The 17,971-nt window shown below is 73.7% G+C and carries 15 protein-coding genes; 14 read left to right on the top strand and 1 reads right to left on the bottom strand.

The window, feature by feature from the left end; genetic code table 11:
- Positions 1-7: 7 nt before the first annotated feature.
- From hydA to IAG43_RS27105, 11 genes are all read left to right on the top strand, one after another.
- Positions 8-1,411 (top strand): dihydropyrimidinase, encoded by a 1,404-nt coding sequence (hydA, locus tag IAG43_RS27055; protein WP_187743289.1) that lies wholly within the window; start codon positions 8-10, stop codon positions 1,409-1,411.
- A gap of 11 nt (positions 1,412-1,422) precedes the next feature.
- On the top strand, positions 1,423-2,424 hold the full coding sequence (locus tag IAG43_RS27060; protein ID WP_187743290.1) for a TIGR03842 family LLM class F420-dependent oxidoreductase: 1,002 nt from the start codon (positions 1,423-1,425) through the stop codon (positions 2,422-2,424).
- A gap of 22 nt (positions 2,425-2,446) precedes the next feature.
- Positions 2,447-3,976: an NCS1 family nucleobase:cation symporter-1 gene (locus IAG43_RS27065; RefSeq protein WP_187743291.1), complete on the top strand. Its 1,530-nt coding sequence runs from the start codon at positions 2,447-2,449 to the stop codon at positions 3,974-3,976.
- 145 nt (positions 3,977-4,121) lie between these two features.
- A complete protein-coding gene (locus IAG43_RS27070) occupies positions 4,122-4,778 on the top strand; it encodes a M15 family metallopeptidase (protein WP_246574576.1) in 657 nt (218 codons plus the stop codon).
- A 150-nt stretch (positions 4,779-4,928) separates the two neighbouring features.
- Positions 4,929-7,604 (top strand): winged helix-turn-helix domain-containing protein, encoded by a 2,676-nt coding sequence (locus IAG43_RS27075; RefSeq protein WP_425508623.1) that lies wholly within the window; start codon positions 4,929-4,931, stop codon positions 7,602-7,604.
- A 296-nt stretch (positions 7,605-7,900) separates the two neighbouring features.
- Positions 7,901-9,523, top strand: a complete 1,623-nt coding sequence (locus tag IAG43_RS27080; protein WP_187743293.1) for an MFS transporter — start codon at positions 7,901-7,903, stop codon at positions 9,521-9,523.
- A 122-nt stretch (positions 9,524-9,645) separates the two neighbouring features.
- Positions 9,646-9,843, top strand: a complete 198-nt coding sequence (locus tag IAG43_RS27085; protein WP_187743294.1) for a hypothetical protein — start codon at positions 9,646-9,648, stop codon at positions 9,841-9,843.
- A gap of 292 nt (positions 9,844-10,135) precedes the next feature.
- On the top strand, positions 10,136-10,774 hold the full coding sequence (locus IAG43_RS27090; protein ID WP_187743295.1) for an HdeD family acid-resistance protein: 639 nt from the start codon (positions 10,136-10,138) through the stop codon (positions 10,772-10,774).
- Positions 10,775-10,943: 169 nt separating this feature from the next.
- Positions 10,944-12,302 (top strand): hypothetical protein, encoded by a 1,359-nt coding sequence (locus tag IAG43_RS27095; protein WP_187743296.1) that lies wholly within the window; start codon positions 10,944-10,946, stop codon positions 12,300-12,302.
- A 129-nt stretch (positions 12,303-12,431) separates the two neighbouring features.
- Positions 12,432-12,905 (top strand): SHOCT domain-containing protein, encoded by a 474-nt coding sequence (locus IAG43_RS27100; protein WP_187743297.1) that lies wholly within the window; start codon positions 12,432-12,434, stop codon positions 12,903-12,905.
- Positions 12,906-12,963: 58 nt separating this feature from the next.
- Positions 12,964-13,419, top strand: coding sequence for a DUF7144 family membrane protein (locus IAG43_RS27105; protein WP_187743298.1), 456 nt, complete (start codon positions 12,964-12,966; stop codon positions 13,417-13,419).
- A gap of 570 nt (positions 13,420-13,989) precedes the next feature.
- Here the strand turns inward: IAG43_RS27105 and IAG43_RS27110 are convergent.
- Positions 13,990-14,451 (bottom strand): MarR family winged helix-turn-helix transcriptional regulator, encoded by a 462-nt coding sequence (locus tag IAG43_RS27110; protein ID WP_246574578.1) that lies wholly within the window; start codon positions 14,449-14,451, stop codon positions 13,990-13,992.
- A gap of 139 nt (positions 14,452-14,590) precedes the next feature.
- On the opposite strand from IAG43_RS27110, the gene gap reads away from it, so the two are divergent.
- The 3 genes from gap (at position 14,591) to ptlH (ending at position 17,914) form a co-directional block, all read left to right on the top strand.
- On the top strand, positions 14,591-15,595 hold the full coding sequence (gene gap, locus IAG43_RS27115; protein WP_187743300.1) for a type I glyceraldehyde-3-phosphate dehydrogenase: 1,005 nt from the start codon (positions 14,591-14,593) through the stop codon (positions 15,593-15,595).
- A 177-nt stretch (positions 15,596-15,772) separates the two neighbouring features.
- Complete coding sequence (penM, locus tag IAG43_RS27120) at positions 15,773-16,969, top strand: pentalenolactone synthase (protein ID WP_187743301.1); 1,197 nt, start codon at positions 15,773-15,775, stop codon at positions 16,967-16,969.
- A 93-nt stretch (positions 16,970-17,062) separates the two neighbouring features.
- A complete protein-coding gene (gene ptlH, locus IAG43_RS27125) occupies positions 17,063-17,914 on the top strand; it encodes a 1-deoxypentalenic acid 11-beta-hydroxylase (RefSeq protein WP_187743302.1) in 852 nt (283 codons plus the stop codon).
- The last annotated feature ends 57 nt before the right edge of the window (positions 17,915-17,971 follow it).

The following is a 17,971-nucleotide window of genomic DNA, read 5'->3' on the forward strand; positions in this document are numbered from 1 at the left end:
GGAGACCATGAGCAACCGCACCCTGATCCGCGGCGGTCTCGTCGTCACCGCCGCCGACGAGGTCCACGCCGACGTCCTGATCGACGACGGCCGGATCGCCGCGCTGGCCGCCCACGGCACCACCGTCGCCGAGGGCTGGACCGCCGACCGCGTCATCGACGCCACCGGCAAGTACGTCCTCCCGGGCGGCGTCGACGCCCACACCCACATGGAGCTGCCGTTCGGCGGCACCTTCGCCTCCGACACCTTCGAGACCGGCACCCGGGCCGCGGCCTGGGGCGGCACCACCACCATCGTCGACTTCGCCGTGCAGACGCGCGGGCGCGCGCTGCGCGAGGGACTGGACGCCTGGTACGCCAAGGCCGACGGCAACTGCGCGATCGACTACGCGTTCCACATGATCCTCTCAGACGTGAACGAGTCCTCCCTGAAGGAGATGGACCTCCTGGTGGAGGAGGGCGTCACCTCCTTCAAGCTGTTCATGGCGTATCCCGGCGTCTTCTACAGCGACGACGGGCAGATCCTGCGCGCCATGCAGCGGTCCGCGTCCAACGGCGGACTGATCATGATGCACGCGGAGAACGGGATCGCCATCGACGTCCTCGTCGAACAGGCCCTCGCCCGCGGCGAGACCGATCCCCGCCACCACGGCGAGGTCCGCAAGGTGCTGCTGGAGGCGGAGGCCACCCACCGCGCGATCCAGCTCGCCCGGGTCGCCGGCGCGCCGCTCTACGTGGTGCACGTCTCCGCCGAGGAGGCCGTCGCCGAACTGGCCGCCGCCCGCGACAAGGGCCTGCCCGTCTTCGGCGAGACCTGCCCCCAGTACCTGTTCCTGTCCACCGACAACCTGGCCGAGCCGGACTTCGAAGGGGCCAAGTACGTCTGCTCCACCCCGCTGCGGCCCAGGGAGCACCAGGCCGCGCTCTGGCGCGGCCTGCGCACCGACGACCTCCAGGTGGTCTCCACCGACCACTGCCCGTTCTGCTTCACCGGCCAGAAGGACCTCGGCCGCGGGGACTTCTCGAAGATCCCCAACGGGCTGCCGGGCGTGGAGAACCGGATGGACCTCCTCCATCAGGCGGTCGTCGACGGGCACATCACCCGGCGCCGCTGGATCGACATCGCCTGTGCCGCCCCGGCCCGGATGTTCGGCCTGTACCCCAAGAAGGGCACCCTCGCGCCCGGCGCCGACGCCGACGTGGTCGTCTACGACCCGCACGCGGTCCAGACCCTCTCCGCCGAGACCCACCACATGAACGTGGACTACTCGGCGTACGAGGGCCGCACCGTCACCGGCCAGGTCGAGACCGTGCTGTCGCGCGGCCGGGTCGTCGTCGACCGGCGCACCTGGACGGGCCGCGCCGGACACGGCCTGTACACCCCCCGCTCCACCTGTCAGTACCTGAACTAGGAGGTATTCGCGTGGACTTCGGACTCGTCCTGCAGACCGATCCGCCCGCGTCCGAGGTCGTCGGACTGATGCGCCGCGCGGAGCGGAACGGCTTCCGCTACGGCTGGACCTTCGACTCCGCCGTGCTGTGGCAGGAGCCGTTCGTCGTCTACAGCCGCATCCTGGAGCACACCGAGAGGCTGATCGTCGGGCCCATGGTCACCAACCCCGGCACCCGCACGTGGGAGGTGACCGCCTCGACCTTCGCGACCCTCAACGACATGTACGGCAACCGGACGGTCTGCGGCATCGGGCGCGGCGACTCCGCGATGCGGGTCGCCGGCCGCAAGCCCAACACCCTCGCCCGCCTCGGCGAGGCGATCGGTGTCATCCGGGACCTCGCCGAGGGCCGCGAGGCCGAGGTGGACGGGCAGCCGCTGCGGCTGCCGTGGGTGCGGGACGGGAAGCTGCCCGTCTGGATGGCGGCGTACGGGCCCAGGGCGCTGGCGCTCGCGGGGCAGAAGGCCGACGGCTTCATCCTCCAGCTCGCCGACCCCTACCTGACCGAGTGGATGATCAAGGCGGTGCGGACCGCGGCCTCGGACGCGGGCCGCGACCCGGCGTCGGTCACGATCTGCGTCGCGGCCCCCGCGTACGTCGGCGACGACCTCGCCCACGCCCGGGACCAGTGCCGCTGGTTCGGCGGCATGGTCGGCAACCACGTCGCCGACCTCGTCTCCCGCTACGGCGAGCACTCGGAGATGGTCCCCGAGGCGCTCACCGCCTACATCAAGGAACGGCACGGCTACGACTACAGCCACCACGGCCGCGCCGGGAACCCGTCGACGGACTTCGTCCCCGACGAGATCGTCGACCGCTTCTGCCTCCTGGGCCCGGCCGAGGCGCACATCGAGAAGCTCCGCCACCTGAAGGACCTGGGCGTCGACCAGTTCGCCGTCTACGACATGCACGACGCGAAGGAGGCGACGATCGACGCCTACGGCGCCGAGATCATCCCCGCCCTCACCAGATGACGCTTCGCCGAAGGGACCCCGTATGACGACGACCGTCCCGCCCGTGCCCTCCGAAGGACCGATACCCGACCCGGCGGGACGTGTCGAACTCCCGCCGGGCACCCGCCTGCCGGACGGCCGCTTCGTCAACGACGACCTGCTGCCCGTCCCCGTCGCCGAACGCCGGTGGACCACCTACAACTTCGCGGCGCTGTGGGTCGGCATGGCCCACAACATCCCCTCCTGGCTGCTGGCGTCCGGGCTCGTCGCCCTCGGCATGGACTGGAAGCAGGCCGTCCTCACCATCGCGCTGGCCAACGTCATCGTCCTCGCGCCGATGCTGCTGACCGGCCACGCGGGTCCCCGCTACGGCATCCCGTTCCCCGTCCTCGCCCGCGCCTCCTTCGGCCTGCGCGGCGCCAACCTGCCGGCCATGATCCGGGCCGGGGTCGCCTGCGCCTGGTTCGGCATCCAGACCTGGATCGGCGGCCAGGGCATCTTCGTGCTGCTGGGCAAGATCTTCGGCGGCTGGGCCGAGGCCGCCGAGGTCGGCGGCCAGCCCTGGACGCTGTGGCTCTGCTTCGTCCTCTTCTGGGCCATCGAACTCGCCATCATCTACCGGGGGATGGAGGCGCTGCGCCGCTTCGAGAACTGGGCCGCCCCGTTCGTCATCGTCGGCGCGCTGGTGCTGCTCGTCTGGATCGCGGTCAAGGCCGGCGGCTTCGGCCCGCTGCTCGACCAGCCGTCCCGGCTGGGCTGGGGCGCCGACTTCTGGCCCGTCTTCTTCCCCGCCCTGATGGGCATGATCGCCTTCTGGTCCACCCTCTCGCTGAACATCCCGGACTTCACCCGCTTCGGCGCGGGCCAGCGGGCACAGATCTGGGGCCAGACACTGGGCCTGCCGACGACGATGACCCTCTTCGCGCTGCTCTCGGTGTTCGTCACCTCCGGCTCCCAGGCGGTCTACGGCGCGGCCGTCTGGGACCCGGTCGAACTCGCCGCCAAGACCGACAACGTCTTCGGCCTGCTGTTCGCCCTGGTCACCGTGCTCGTCGCGACGATCTCCGTGAACATCGCGGCCAACGTCGTCTCGCCCGCCTACGACCTGGCCAACCTGGCGCCGAAACGGATCACCTTCCGCACCGGCGCGCTGATCACCGGCGTCGTCGGCGTCGTCATCATGCCGTGGAAGCTCACCGAGACACCCGAGCTGTACATCTTCACCTGGCTCGGAGTCGTCGGCGGGCTCCTCGGCACGGTCGCGGGCATCCTCATCGCCGACTACTGGCTCGTCCGCCGCACCGTCCTCGACCTCCCCGGGCTCTACACGCCCGCCGGGCCCTACTGGTACACCGGCGGCTGGAACCTGCGCGCGGTGGCCGCGTTCGCCGTCGGAGGCGTCCTCGCCGTCGGCGGCTCCCACTCCGCCCCCGGCAAGGGACCCTTCCCCGAGGACGGGCTGATCCCCTTCCTCCGCCCGCTCGCCGACTACGGCTGGGCGGTCGGCCTCGCGGCCTCCCTGCTCCTGTACCTGGCGCTGATGAGCGGCCGCACCCGGCGCGCCCCCGCGTGACGTCCGTCCGCCACGGCGGCGGGCCCCGGCACACCGTGCCGGAGCCCGCCGCGTACCCGCCGCGCACCCGCCGCGCGGCGGGCCGCGGGGCCCCCGCCCGGCCGGCCGCGTTGCCGGGTCCCGGGCCCGCACCTAGCCTGAACAGGTGCTGAGCGCTCTCAGGCGCACCGCGCCCGCCCTCGTCCTCGGGCTGCTGTCCGGCCTGCTGCCGCTCGGCGCGGCAGCAGGGGAGCAGCCCCGCCTCGCCGCCACCGTGAGCGAGGCGCCGCCCGCCCTCCTCGGCGCCGCCCACCGCCCCGGCTGCCCGGTGCCGGCCGAGCGGCTGCGGCTGATCACGATGAACCACTGGGGGTTCGACGGCCGCGTCCACCGCGGCGAGATGATCGTCCACGAGGACGCCGTCCGCCCCGTCCTCCGCATCTTCGGGGCCGCCTTCGACGACCGGTTCCCGATCCGCCGGATGCGCGCGATGTCCCACTACGACGGCGACGACCGCCGGGCCATGGCCGACGACAACACGTCCGCCTACAACTGCCGCAGGGTGACCGGGGACGAGGAACACCTCTCACGCCACTCGTACGGCGACGCCGTCGACGTCAACCCGCGGGAGAACCCCTACGTCGACCGCTCGGGCGCCGTCCATCCGCCGTCCGCCCGCGCCGCCCTCGACCGCGAGCCGCCCGCCGAGGGGATGCTCGTCGCGGGCGACGCCGTCACCACGGCGATCGAGGAGGCCGGCTGGGAGTGGGGCGGCGCCTGGTCGCCCCCCGACTACCAGCACTTCTCCTCGGACGGGACATGACGGGCGCCGGCGCCGCCGGGCCGCGCCCCGGACCGGCGCGCCCCCGCACGCAGCGTGACGGGACACCGCCCGGCGCGAGGCGGATAATGGCAGACGTGTGGGCGGCGCGGCCGCCCACGGCCACCGGAACGACCAGTGGTGGTGACCGTCGTGGCGGTGCGTGAAGACGCCGGGTCGAGGCGCGTCCGTACGGGTACGGACCCCTCCGGCGCGCCGTTCCTGCGGGCCCGGCTCTCCCTGCCCACCGTGCCCGCGACCTTCCTGCGCAGGCAGCGCCTGGTCCACGCCCTCGACGAGGCGTCCACGGTCCCGCTGACCGTCGTCAACGGCTCGGCGGGGGCGGGCAAGACACTGCTCGTCGCCGACTGGGCCGCCGGTCTCGGCCTCCCGGTCGCCTGGATGACGTGCGACGCCGCGGACCGGGCGCCCGGCATGTTCTGGGCGTACCTGCGGGAGGCCCTGCGCGGCGCAGACGGCACCGCCGTGCCGGGTGTCCGCTGTCCCGCGGAAGCCGGCCGGGTGGACCGCGGGCTGCTCGCCCGGCTCGCGATCGCGCTCGCCGACCGGGAGCGTCCCGTCGTCCTGGTGCTCGACGAGTTCGACCGGGTGACCGCCCCCGAGATCGCGGAGCAGCTCGGCTTCGTCCTGCACAACGCCGGCCCCGGGCTGCGGCTCGTGCTGGTCACCCGCAGCGAGCCGCTGCTGCCCATGCACCGGTACCGGGCCTCCGGCGAGATGGCGGAGATCCGCAACGCCGACCTCGCCTTCACCGAGGCCGAGGCCGGTGAACTCCTCACCCTGCACGGGCTGTCCCTGCCCGGCAGCACCGTGGACGGCCTGGTCCGCCGCACGGGGGGATGGGCGGCCGGAATCCGGCTCTGCGCCCTGGCCGCCCGGCAGCGTCCCGACGCCGAGTCCTATCTGAAGGAGTTCGAGGCCGGCCGCAGCACCGTCGCCGACTTCCTGCTCGCCGAGGTGCTCGACGGACAGCCGCCCGAGCGGCAGGAACTCCTCCTCCGGGTCAGCGTCCTCGACCGGTTCCGCCCCGAGCTCGTGAACGCCCTGACGCTGCGCACCGACGCCGAGGCCGCCCTCGCCGCCCTGCACCGGGAGAACGCCTTCGTCCAGCACCTCGACCACTCCTGGTACAGCCTGCACCCGCTGTTCGCGGAGATCCTCCGGGTCCACCTGCGCGAACGCCGCCCCGGCCTGGAACCGGAACTGAGGCGCCGGGCGGCGCGCTGGCTGCACCGGTCCGGCGCGCTCGCCGAAGCGCTCGCCCAGGGCGCGGCCGCCGGCGACTGGGAGTTCACGGCCGGCGCCCTCGTCGACGACCTCGCGCTCGGGCAGCTCTTCACCGGCCTGCGGGCCCAGCACCTCTCCGGCCTCTTCGCGGGCATGGACCCGCGGGCAGCCGGTGCCGCCCCGGAGCTCGTCCGGGCCGCCCTCGACCTGTCGCGCCGCGACGTCGCCCACGGCCTGGCCCGTCTGCGGCGCGCGGAGGGGACTCTGCTCGCCGACGGCGGGGACCGGAGGCCGGCCGCCCTCCTCGGCTGCGCGCTGCTGGAGGCGCTCGCCGCACGGCTGACCGGTTCGCCGGACGCCGCCGAGCAGGCGGTGCGGACGGCGGAGGAGGTGTGGCGGGAGGTGCCGGCGCAGCTGCTCGACGCGCACCCGGAACTGAGCGCCCTGCTCCTGACCCATCTGGGCTCCGCCCGCCTGTGGGCCGGCCGCTTCGACGCCGCGCGGGCGGCCCTGACGCCCGTCGTCGCCTGCCCGCCGTCGGCCGCGACCGCCCTGCCGCGGCTGGAGGCGCTCGGCATGCTCGCCCTCGTCGACCATCTGACGGGCTGGAACGACCGGGCCCGGCACAAGGCGCTCGCGGCGGCCGGGGAGGCGGAGCGCCAGGGGCTGCCCGCGGGGTCCGGCCCCCTCGCGGGGCGGCTGGTCCTCGCCGCCGTGAGCGTCGAACGCGACGAACTCGACCGCGCCGAGGACCTCCTCGACGCCACCGCGGACGAGCCCGCGCCCGCCGGCGACCCCGTGACCGCCGCATTCGAGGCCGTCGTACGGGGACGCCTGCGGCTCGCCCGGGGCGACGTGCACGGCGCGCGGGTGCCGGCCGTCCCCGCCGCCGTGCCCTCGCCCTGGGCCGAGGAGCACGCCGCCCTGGTGACCGCCGCCGCCCACCTCGCCCGGGGCAGGGCGGACCAGGCCCTCACGGCCCTCCAGGACGCCCCGCGCGACCGGACGGCCTGCGCGGTCGAGACGGCGAGGGCGCTGCTGGTGGCGGGCCGGGCGGACGAGGCACGGGAGCTGATCGAGCACCTGCCCCGGGCGGAGCGGCAGGGTCCCGCCGTGACCGTGCGCATCGCGCTGGTGCGGGCCCAGGCCGCCCACCGGGCCGGTGACACCGGCGCCGCCCGCCGGCTGGTGGCCCAGGCCCTGCTCGACGCCCGGCGCGAGCAGCTGCGGCGCCCGTTCCTGGAGGCCGGCCCCTGGATCCGGCCCCTGCTCCGGAACAGCCCCCGGCTCCACGGCCTCGCCGAGGGCTGGCTGACCGCGCCCGCCGGCACCGGCGCGCGGGCCGTGAGCCGCCCCGCCGCCGAGCGGCCGCCGGCACCGCTCGTCGCGGAGAGGCTGAGCGGGCGCGAACGCGAGGTGCTGGAACGGCTCGCCCGGATGCTCTCCACGCAGGAGATCGCCGAGGACCTCCACGTGTCCGTGAACACCGTGAAGACCCACCTCAAGAGCGTCTACCGCAAGCTCGGGGTCGGCCGGCGGGCCGAAGCGGTCCGCCGGGCCCGCGACCTGCGGCTGCTCTGAGGCGGGAGCGGTACGGGACGCCCCGCTGCGACGGCCGGGAACGGGGCGTGCGGCGGCAGGGCGGTGCGGCGGCGGCTCGGAGTGTGGGTCGGCGGGGTGTGCGGCGGCTCGGGGGTCGTGGGTCGGCGGGGTGTGCGGCGGCTCGGGGCGGTCCCGGACGCCGGGGGCCCGGCCCGGTGCGCGTCTCGCCCCCGGAGGGTGAGGCGGACGGCCCCCGGACCTGATGCCATGGGCGGCAGGACCGGGCCGCGCCCGGACACGGGCGGGTCCCCGCGACGCACGGCGAGGTGGACTCGGTGAGACGGTGGCACGCGCTGATCGTGCTCGGGACGGCGCAGTTCCTGATGGTGCTGGACACCTCGGTCATGAACGTGTCCATCAGCCGCCTGGTCGAGGACTTCGACACCGAGGTGACCGCCATCCAGGCCGTCATCACGCTGTACGCCCTGGTCATGGCCGCGTTCATGATCACCGGTGGCCGGCTCGGGGACATCTTCGGCCGCCGCCGCGTCTTCCTCACCGGCATGGCCGTGTACGGCACGGGCTCCGCGGTGACGGCGGCGGCGCCCACGCTCGGCGTCCTGGCCCTCGGCTGGTCCGTCGTCGAGGGGATCGGCGCCGCCCTGGTGCTGCCGAACATGGCGGCCCTGGTGGCCGAGTCCTACCGCGGCCGGGACCGCACGGTCGCCTACGGGGTGATCGGCGGACTGGCCGGGGCCGGTATCGCCGTCGGCCCGCTGCTGGGCGGCTGGACGACGACCTACCTCACCTGGCGGCTGGTGTTCGTCGGCGAGGTCGTCGTCGTGCTTGCCGTGCTCGCCTTCCGCGGGGCGATCGCGGAACGGCCGCCGGCCGGCCGCGCCCCCCGCCTGGACGCGGTGGGCGCCGTGCTCTCCGCCGCCGGTCTGGGGCTCGGGGTGCTCGGCGTACTCCAGAGCGGCACCTGGGGCTGGGTGGAGCCCCGGAACGCCCCGTTCACCGTCCTGGGCTTCGCCCCGACCCTCTTCGTGATCGCCGCCGGAGCCGTCGTCCTGGCGGCCTTCCGGTCCTGGGAACGGCGCCGCGAGGCCCGGGGCGCGGACCCCCTGGTGCATCTCTCCCTGCTGGGCAGGCCGGCCCTGCGCGCGGGGCTGACGACGCTGCTGAACCAGAACCTCATCCTGCTGGGCCTGTTCTTCGCCATCCCCCTCTACCTCCAGGTCGTGCAGGGTTTCGACGCCTTCGAGACCGGGCTGAGGCTGCTGCCCGTCTCCGTCACCATGCTCGCCGCCTCCCTGGCCGGCGCCCGCCTCGGGCGGCGGGCGGGCCCGCGCCGGGTGGTCCGCTTCGCCCTGCTGACGCTCCTCGCCTCGGTGGTGTGGCTGCTGGCCGCCATCGACCCGGTGATCGACGACGGGCCGTTCCTGGGCGCCATGGGCCTGCTCGGCGCCGGAATGGGGCTGCTCGCCTCGCAGCTCGGCGGCGTCGTGCAGTCCGGCGCGGGTGAAGGCGAGCGCAGCGAGGTGGGCGGGCTGCAGTTCACCGCCCAGAACCTGGGCTCCGCGCTCGGCACGGCCTTCATCGGGTCCCTCCTCGTCGGAGCCCTGGCCACGGCCTTCACCACACGGGTCGAGGACGACCCGCGGATCTCGGAGCAGGCCCGGCAGGCGACCGGTGTCGCGCTGGAGGCGGGAGTCGCCTTCGTCCCCACCGGCCAGGTGCGCGCTGCGGCCGAGCGCGCCGGGCTGCCACCGGACGAGGTGGACGCGCTCACCGACTCCTACGCGTCGGCCCAGCTCGACGGCCTGCGGGCGGGCATCCTCGCGGCCGGGGGCATCACGCTGGCGAGCTTCCTGGTCACCGGAAGACTGCCGGCCGGCCGCTCCGGGCAGGGCGGCGAAGCGGCGGAAGCACGCCCCGGTACGCCCGATCACCCGTGACGGGCCGGTACGCGCCGGGGGCCGGGTCACCTGCGCGGGGTGAGGCGGCGACCGGTCGGGCGGCGGACGATCGAGGACTGGGGGACGCCGGCCCGGAGGGAGAGCAGTGGGAGGAACGGCCCATGCGCTACGAGTTCCGCATCGACGGAGACATCTCGGAGACCCTGGCCAAGGGCTTCCCGGAGCTGGAGCACGTCGTCATGGCCGGGCAGACCGTCCTCTACGGGCAGGTCCTCGACGAGGCCCACGTCTACGGGCTGCTCGCGCGCTTCCAGGCGCTGGGGCTGCGGCTGGCCGAGATGCGCAGACTGCCGGAGTGAGCGATCCGGCCCCGGCGGCCCGCCCCGGGCCCTGTTCCTGCCCGCCCCCGCCCGGTTCCGGCCCGCACGGGCGGCCCGGCCTGCCGACACGCCCCGCCGCCCCGTCCCGCCCGGCAGACACGCCCCACCACCCCGTCCTGCCCCGCCGCCCCGTCCCGCCCGGCAGACCCGGATCACCCGTCGCGGGTGATCCGGACGCGCCGGCCGCGGGGCACGCTTCCAGAGGGTGGCCGCCGTGCCGTCCCGCCGGCGGCCCCGCCGGCAACCGGGCGACATCACGTGAGGAGGAGCCATGACCGCATCGCGTGACGCCGGGCCGGCGGCCGGCCGGGACACACGGGCCGGCGGGACGGCGGAGGCCGCCCCGCCCGGCGAACTGCTGGGCAGGGTCGGCGCATCGTGGACCTGGCTGCTGGGATCGGCACTGGTCTCGCTCGTACCGGGCGTCATGATCCTCGCCTGGCCCGACGGCACCCTGCACGTGCTCGGTGTGGTGACCGGCCTCTACCTGCTGGTGGCCGGCGGCTTCCGCTTCGTCGCCGCCTTCGCACAGGAACGCGGCCAGCGGACCCCGGGGCTGCTGATGGCGGTGGTGTACGTGCTGGCCGGGGTGCTCTGCCTGCGGCACCCCCTGCAGACCGTCACCGCGCTCTCGCTGATCGTCGGACTGGTCTGGCTGGTCACCGGCATGCTCACCCTCTACACGGCCCTTGCCGCCGACCGTCTGCCCCACCGGGGCTTCGTCGTCGGCGCGGGCGCGCTCGGCATCGTCGCCGGGATCGTGGTGCTGGCCCTGCCCGCCGAGTCGGCGCTCTTCCTGATCCGGCTGCTGGGCCTGTGGCTGATCCTCCTCGGCCTGGTCGAGCTGGGCCTCGCCCTCGCCTGGCGGGCCGCCTCCCGCCGGGCGGCGGCGGTCCCGCCCGCCGGCTGACGCGCCGGGGCGCCGGGGCGGGAGTCGCAGGGCCGGCCGCGGTACGGGGACACGCGGGGGACGGGCGGGCGAGCCACGGGGGCCACCGGGGAGGACGCGCGCCGGGACGGCCGGTCCCCGGCCGGGGACCGGCCGCCCGCCCGGCGGGCAGGAAGGCCGAGGAGACGCCATGCTCCCGAACCAGCACCCCGGTCCCGCCGCCCCGGGCGGCCCGGACGGCACCGACGGCGTCGTGCTCACACCGGAGGAGCACGCCGAGTACCGCAGGCTCCGGGGCGCCGCCGCCGTCCACCACCGCAGGGCCCGCTGGACCGGCGCGTCCCTGCTGCTCGTCGTCGCCCTGCTGCTGTCGCCGCTGGCGGTCGTCGCCGCCTGGGTGGACAGCGAGGTCTCCGACACCGGCCGCTACGTGCAGACCGTCGCTCCGCTCGCGTCGGACCCGGCGGTGCAGGCGGCCGTCACCGACCGGCTGACCGGACGCGTCGTGGAGAACGTCGACGTCGAGGCGGTCACCGCCGCCCTGAGCGGCGCGCTCGCCGACGCGGGGGCGCCCCCGGCGGTCGTCGACCGCTCGCAGGCGCTCGCCGGTCCGCTGAGCGCGGCGGTGACGAACGTGGTGCACGGCGTCGTGGACCGCGTCGTGACGGGCGACGTCTTCGCCGCCGTCTGGGAGACGGCCAACAGGCGGGCCCACGCCGCGGTCGTCGCCATGCTCACCGGCGGCGACGGGGGCGCCCTCAGCACGCAGGGCGACACCGTGCGGCTGGACCTCGGCCCCGTGGTCGACGAGGTCACGGAACGGCTCGCCGACGCCGGGTTCGAGAAGGCCGCGGCGATCCCCGCCCCCGACCGGCAGATCACCCTCTTCGAGACCGAGAAGCTGTCCGAGGCCCAGGCCGCCGTGCGGGTGCTGGACGTGATGGGCACCTGGCTGCCCGTGCTGACGGTCGCGGTCGCCGCCCTCGCCGTGTGGACCGCGCCCGCCCACCGGACGATGCTGCTCGTCACGGCCGCGGGCACCGGCGTGGCGATGGTCGTGCTGCTGGTCGGGCTCGCCGTCGTGCGGCGCGTCTACCTGGACGCCGTGCCCGCCTCGTCGGTGCCCCCGGACGCCGCCGCGGCGATCTACGACACCTTCGTCCGCTTCCTGCGGGACAGCACCCGCACCCTGCTCGTCGTCGCCGTGATCACCGCGCTCGCCGCGTACCTGTACGGACCCGGGCGGACCGCCCGCGCGGTGCGGTCCCTGGCCGGACGCTCCGCCGCGGCCGCCGGGCGCGCCCTCGAACGCGGCGGGGTCCGCACCGGCCCGAGCGGACGGTGGCTGCACGCCCACCGGCCGTGGACCACCGGAGCCGTTCTCGCCGCGGCCGTCCTGACGCTGCTGCTGTGGAACCACCCCACCGTCGCCGCGGTCGCCCTGGTGCTCTGCGTCGTCCTGGCCGTCCTCGCGCTGCTGGCCGTGCTGGCGGAGGCCCGGGGGCGGGCCCCGGCCGCCGCCGGGGCGGGTCACGGTGCCGGCCCCTGACGCCCCGGCCACCCCGGGCCGGGGGCGTCCCGTCTCACCCGTGCCGGGTGAGGCCCGGACCGTGTGGCGTGCGCACGCTGAGAGCGGGACACCCCCGGACATCCGGTCCCGCCGGAACGGAGGAGCACGATGAGCACGCACCTCGCCTACGACTTCCCGTTGCTGAGCATGTTCTGGACCATGCTGTGGTTCTTCCTGTGGGTCATGTGGTTCGTCCTGCTCTTCCGGATCATCGGCGACGTCTTCCGCGACGACTCCCTGAGCGGCTGGGGCAAGACGGGCTGGCTGCTCTTCGTGGTCCTGCTGCCCTTCGTCGGGGTCTTCGTCTACGTCATCGCCCGCGGCAAGGGCATGGGAGCCCGGGACGCCGCCCACGTGCGTGCCCGGCAGAAGGCCTTCGACGACTACGTGCGCGAGACGGCGGGAGCCCCCGCCGCAGGCAGCAGCGTCGACGAACTCGCCCGACTGGCGGAGATCCGCGACCGGGGAGCACTCTCGGACGAGGAGTTCCGCCGGGCCAAGGAACTGGTCCTCAGCGGCGGCCGCGCCCCGGCCGGCGGCACACCGGCCGCGGGCACCGGCTCCGGCGCCGCCGGCGTCTGACCACTTGCGCGGGACGGACATCCGACCACCGGCGCAGGAGAGAAAGGCAGGAAGCACGATGGCCACAGCACACACCCCGCACACCGCTCACACGTCGTCGCAGACCGCACGGACGCCTCGCACGTCCACGGCGAAGCAGGAGTGGGCAGCGGGCCTGACGGTGTTCGGCGCCGTCATGCTCATGATCGTCGGAGTGCTCGACATCTTCCGCGGCATCATGGCGATCGCCGAGGACGAGGTCTTCGTCACCACACCCGACTACGTCTTCCAGTTCGACCTCACGGGCTGGGGCTGGATCCATCTCTTCCTGGGGATCGCCGCCGTCCTGGTCGGCGCCGGCCTCTTCTCGGCGGCGCTCTGGGCGCGCATCGCAGGCGTCGCCGTCGCCGGGTTCATCATCCTCGCCAACTTCCTCTCGCTGCCGTACTACCCGGTGTGGTCGGTCGTCGCGATCGCGATCTCCGGCTTCATCATCTGGGCGCTGTGCGTCACGAAGAAGGAGGACCTGGACTGACGGGCTGACTGGCCTGCGTGTCGGCGGCCGCGGCCGCCGACACGCAGCTCCCCGCGTCCCCCTGCGGCCGGCGCACACGCCGGCCGCAGGGGGACGCGGCTCCGTGCGGCGGCCGTTCACCGGGCCCCGGGGAACGCGGTTCCGTGCGGAGCCGGCTGTCCGGTCCCGGTCGCCGGCCCCGTAAGGGCGGACGGCCACGGCTGTCCGGCCGCCGCGCGTCCGGGGCCGGGCGGGACGAGTCCGTACGCCGACAGGTGCGGCGGCCTTCGGGCACGGGGGAGCGGAGCCGGAACCGGTGGTGTGACGCCCGGCAGGCGGGAGGCGGATCGTCCCGGACCGCGAGGACGGCGTGGGGGATGGTCGCGCTCACGACGGACCGTCGGCGGGGCAGCCGATCAGTGGCTCTGCGGCTCAGCGGATCACGGGGACCGTCGCGCAGGCACAGGCGCAGGGGCCGGTGACGGCCGAGGACGCCGTGCTCGCACCGGCCCCCGGGAGAACGCTCCTGCAGGGCCGAACCGGACGGAGTGGAAGGGCGGCGGGGCGGCACCCTGGGCGGGGGAGCAGGCCCTACCGGCCGGCCTGGTTGCCCAGTTCCGCCAGGCGGGTCAGGGCGGGGAGGGCCGCGGCGATGGCCTGCCGCTCCCCGGGGGTCAGCTGGGCGATGAGCGGGCGCAGGTGACGGCAGCGGTCCTCGAGCCGGGCCTGGCCGATCTCCCGCCCCCTGTCGGTGATGTGGACGAGGGCGGCGCGTCCGTCCGCCGGGTCGGGGCGGCGTTCCACGAGGCCGTCGCGCTCGAGGCGGGTGACCAGCTGGGTGAGCCCCGGCTGGCTCATCTGCTCGGTCCTGACGAGGTCGGTCAGCCGCTTCGGACCGCTGACGGCCAGCGTGTCCAGCACGGACAGCGTCGTGAACGACAGCTTCTGCACCATGGCAAGCCGGATGTAGTAGCGGTTGAAGTTCTCGATCGCCCTGGCGAAGTCACCGACGTCCAAGTCGGTGTCGGTGTCGGCACGCTGAGTAGATGTCACCCTGGAAATATATCCCAGACTTATATAAGCTCCTGATCGATTGCGTGCCGGTGCCTCGCCCAGGCGCACGGTGTGCATGTGCACCTGGGCGCAACGGCGCGTCAACGGACTTGTAGAGCGCTAGGTGAGGAACACACCAATGACTGTGCGAATCGGTATCAACGGCTTCGGGCGCATCGGCCGCAACGTCTTCCGTGCGGCGGCCGCGCGGAGTTCGGAGCTGGAGATCGTCGCCGTCAACGACCTGGGTGACGTGCCCACGATGGCCCACCTGCTCGCGTACGACTCGATCCTGGGGCGCTTCCCCGAAGAGGTCACCGCCGAGCCGGGCGCGATCCGCGTGGGTGACCGGACGGTCAAGGTCCTCGCCGAGCGCGACCCCGGCGCCCTGCCCTGGGGCGAGTTGGGAGTGGACATCGTGATCGAGTCCACCGGCGTCTTCACCGACGCCGCGCGGGCGCGCTCGCACGTCGAGGGCGGCGCGAAGAAGGTCATCATCGCCGCCCCGGCCAGCGGCGAGGACATCACGGTGGTGCTGGGCGTCAACGACGGTGCCTACGACCCCGAGCGCCACACCATCATCTCCAACGCCTCCTGCACCACCAACTGCCTCGCCGTACTGGCCAAGGTGCTGCACGACGCGGTCGGCATCGATTCCGGCATGATGACCACGGTCCACGCCTACACGCAGGACCAGAACCTCCAGGACGCCCCGCACAAGGACCTGCGCAGGGCCAGGGCCGCGGGCCTGAACATCGTGCCCACCTCCAGCGGCGCCGCGAAGGCCATCGGCCTCGTCCTGCCGGAACTCGACGGCCGCCTGGACGCCTTCGCCCTGCGCGTGCCCGTCCCCACCGGCTCGGTCACCGACCTCACGGTCACCACCCGCCGCGGCACCACCGTGGACGAGGTGAACGAGGCCTACGCGGCGGCGGCGTCGGGACCGTACAAGGGCCTGCTGTCCGCTGTGGACGCGCCGTTGGTCAGCACCGACATCGTGGGCGACCCGGCCTCCTGCGTCTTCGACGCCGGGCTCACCCGGGTGTCGGGCCCGCAGGTCAAGGTCGTCGGCTGGTACGACAACGAGTGGGGCTACTCCAACCGCCTCATCGATCTGGCACTGCTCGTCGGGTCGTCCCTGTAGGCCTCGCCGACCCGGCGTCCGCACCACCCGCACGTCACCCACGGTCGTCCGCCGGAACGGCGGCCGCCGCTTCGGAGCGCCTGTCGACCGGCGCGCAGCGCACCCGACGCCACCGATGCCGTCGGCGTGCCCAGGTGCCCGACGAATCCCCTGCACGACGCCACGAGGACGGACTGCATGACGGAACTTCCGACGTTACCGTTCGACAACCCCTCCATACTCGGCATCGCGCCCCAGATGCGCGCACTGCAGCAGGAGGGGCCGATCACCAGGGTGCGGGCCGCCGGTGAGGATGCCTGGCTGGTCACCCGCTACGCCGAGGTCAAGGCACTGCTCTCCGACCGCCGGCTCGGTCTCAGCGACCCGAAGCCGGAGCGGGCTTCCAAGAACACGGCCAGGCTCACCATGATGGCGCTGATGGCCGGGGACGACTACGGCACCGAGGCCACCGACCATCCGCAGATGCGCGAGCTGCTGGTGCCGCGGTTCTCCACGCGCCGGATGCGCCTGATGAAGACCCGGATCGAGCGCCATGTGGACGAGCTGCTCGACGAGTTGGCCGCCAGTTCTCCACCGGTCGACCTGCACCGCGCACTGTCCTTTCCGCTGCCGACCATGGTGGTCTGCGATCTGCTCGGCGTGCCGCTGGACGACCGGGAGCGGATCGGACTCTGGGCGAGAGGCACGTTCGACCAGGCCGACAGCCTGCACTCGGTGAGCACCTTCCAGCAGGTGGTCGACTACATGACGGAGCTGGTGGCACGGAAGCGGACCGAGCCGGGCGACGACATCCTCTCCGAGCTGATAGCCGAGAAGGACGGCTCGCTCTCCGACGAGTACATCGCCCAACTGGGGTGCGCCGTACTGCTGTTCGGCTACGAGACCACGATCGTGCGCATCGACATGGGCGTCCTGCTGATGCTGCGCAATCCGGACCAGCGCGCCCTGCTGGCCGAGAAGCCCGAACTCGCGCCGGCCGCGGTCGAGGAGATCATGCGGCTGGCCGTCGGCGGCAAGGGATCCAACGCCCTGATACCCCGCTACGCGCACAGCGACATCACCGTCGGCGGGACGGCGATCCGGACCGGGGACGCGGTGCTGCTGGCCATCGGCGCGGCCAACATCGACAGCCGTGCGTATCCCGACAGCGACGTGCTCGACCTGGCCCGGGTCAAGCCCAGGTCGCACATGGCGTTCGGGCACGGCACCCGGCACTGCATCGGCCGCGTACTGGCCCGGATCGAGCTGACCGCCGTGTTCGAGCGGCTGTTCCGCAGACTGCCCGACCTCCGGCTCGCGGTACCCGAGGAGTCGCTGCGCTGGCAGGAACACCGGATCACCGGCGGGTTCGACGAGATCCCCGTCTCCTTCTGAGTGGCACCGCGCGAGGGACGACACATCGTTGTCCGGCGTTCCTTCCCCCACACACACAGACGTCACGAGGACAGAGGACGAGGAGAGAGAACCATGACGGACACTTTCACCGACTACGTCGACTGCACGCCTCTTCTCGACGACCGCGAGGCTCTCGACCGCTTCTACGACGAGCACGGCTACGTCTATCTGCGCGGTGCTCTGGACCGTGACCTCGTGCGGACCGCTGCCGAGCAGATGCTCGAGGGCCTGATCGCACTCGGTCACGCCGCCCCCGGCACCACGCTCGACACCCTCGCCATCGACTCCTTCGAGGCGGTCGACGAGGTGGCGATGCACGACTACGTACGGTACGACGACCTGTGGAACCACCCCTCGACCCTCAAGGTCTGGGAGCAGGTCTTCGGTGAGCCCGTCTTCGTCTTCAAGTCGACGACCATCCGCTACTACCCCTCCGCCGCAGGCTCCGCGGAGCCGAGCTTCCTGACGCCGCTCCACCAGGACGGCTTCTACATAGGGCCGAACAAGGACTTCCGCACGGCCTGGATGCCGCTGATCCCGACGAACCGCGGCACGGGCGGCGTCGCGGTCGCCGACGGCAGCCACAAGAAGGGCCCGCGCGAGCACGTCGTCACCGAGAACTTCCGCCGCTTCGGCCACGCCGTCCGCGGCATCCCGGCCGAGGAGTTCGGCGCGGACGAGCAGCTGCTGTTCTCGCCCATGGAACCGGGCGACGTGATCCTCTTCCACGCCTTCATGTGCCACAAGTCCATCCCGAACGTCTCGGTGGACCCCGCGGGCATGCGGATGTCGATGGACACCCGCATCCAGCCCGCCTCCTCGCCCCGCGGGTTCAACTCCCTGACCCCCTGGCCGGAGTCCGCGAGGGACGCCTCCAAGGGAATCCTGTCGAAGATCACCGGCACGCCCACCACCACCGAGTGACGCCGGCACCCCGCACCTCCCTCAACCGTCTCCCCACGAAGGTCTGGTAGGCAGCGC

The organism is Streptomyces genisteinicus (genome assembly GCF_014489615.1).
Lineage (GTDB): Bacteria > Actinomycetota > Actinomycetes > Streptomycetales > Streptomycetaceae > Streptomyces > Streptomyces genisteinicus.

Coding starts and splice junctions, on each gene's coding strand:
- hydA (WP_187743289.1), top strand. CDS start 8: ATGAGCAACCGCACCCTGATCCGCGGCGGTCTCGTCGTCACCGCCGCC.
- IAG43_RS27065 (WP_187743291.1), top strand. CDS start 2,447: ATGACGACGACCGTCCCGCCCGTGCCCTCCGAAGGACCGATACCCGAC.
- IAG43_RS27085 (WP_187743294.1), top strand. CDS start 9,646: ATGCGCTACGAGTTCCGCATCGACGGAGACATCTCGGAGACCCTGGCC.
- IAG43_RS27090 (WP_187743295.1), top strand. CDS start 10,136: ATGACCGCATCGCGTGACGCCGGGCCGGCGGCCGGCCGGGACACACGG.
- IAG43_RS27095 (WP_187743296.1), top strand. CDS start 10,944: ATGCTCCCGAACCAGCACCCCGGTCCCGCCGCCCCGGGCGGCCCGGAC.
- IAG43_RS27100 (WP_187743297.1), top strand. CDS start 12,432: ATGAGCACGCACCTCGCCTACGACTTCCCGTTGCTGAGCATGTTCTGG.
- IAG43_RS27105 (WP_187743298.1), top strand. CDS start 12,964: ATGGCCACAGCACACACCCCGCACACCGCTCACACGTCGTCGCAGACC.
- gap (WP_187743300.1), top strand. CDS start 14,591: ATGACTGTGCGAATCGGTATCAACGGCTTCGGGCGCATCGGCCGCAAC.
- penM (WP_187743301.1), top strand. CDS start 15,773: ATGACGGAACTTCCGACGTTACCGTTCGACAACCCCTCCATACTCGGC.
- ptlH (WP_187743302.1), top strand. CDS start 17,063: ATGACGGACACTTTCACCGACTACGTCGACTGCACGCCTCTTCTCGAC.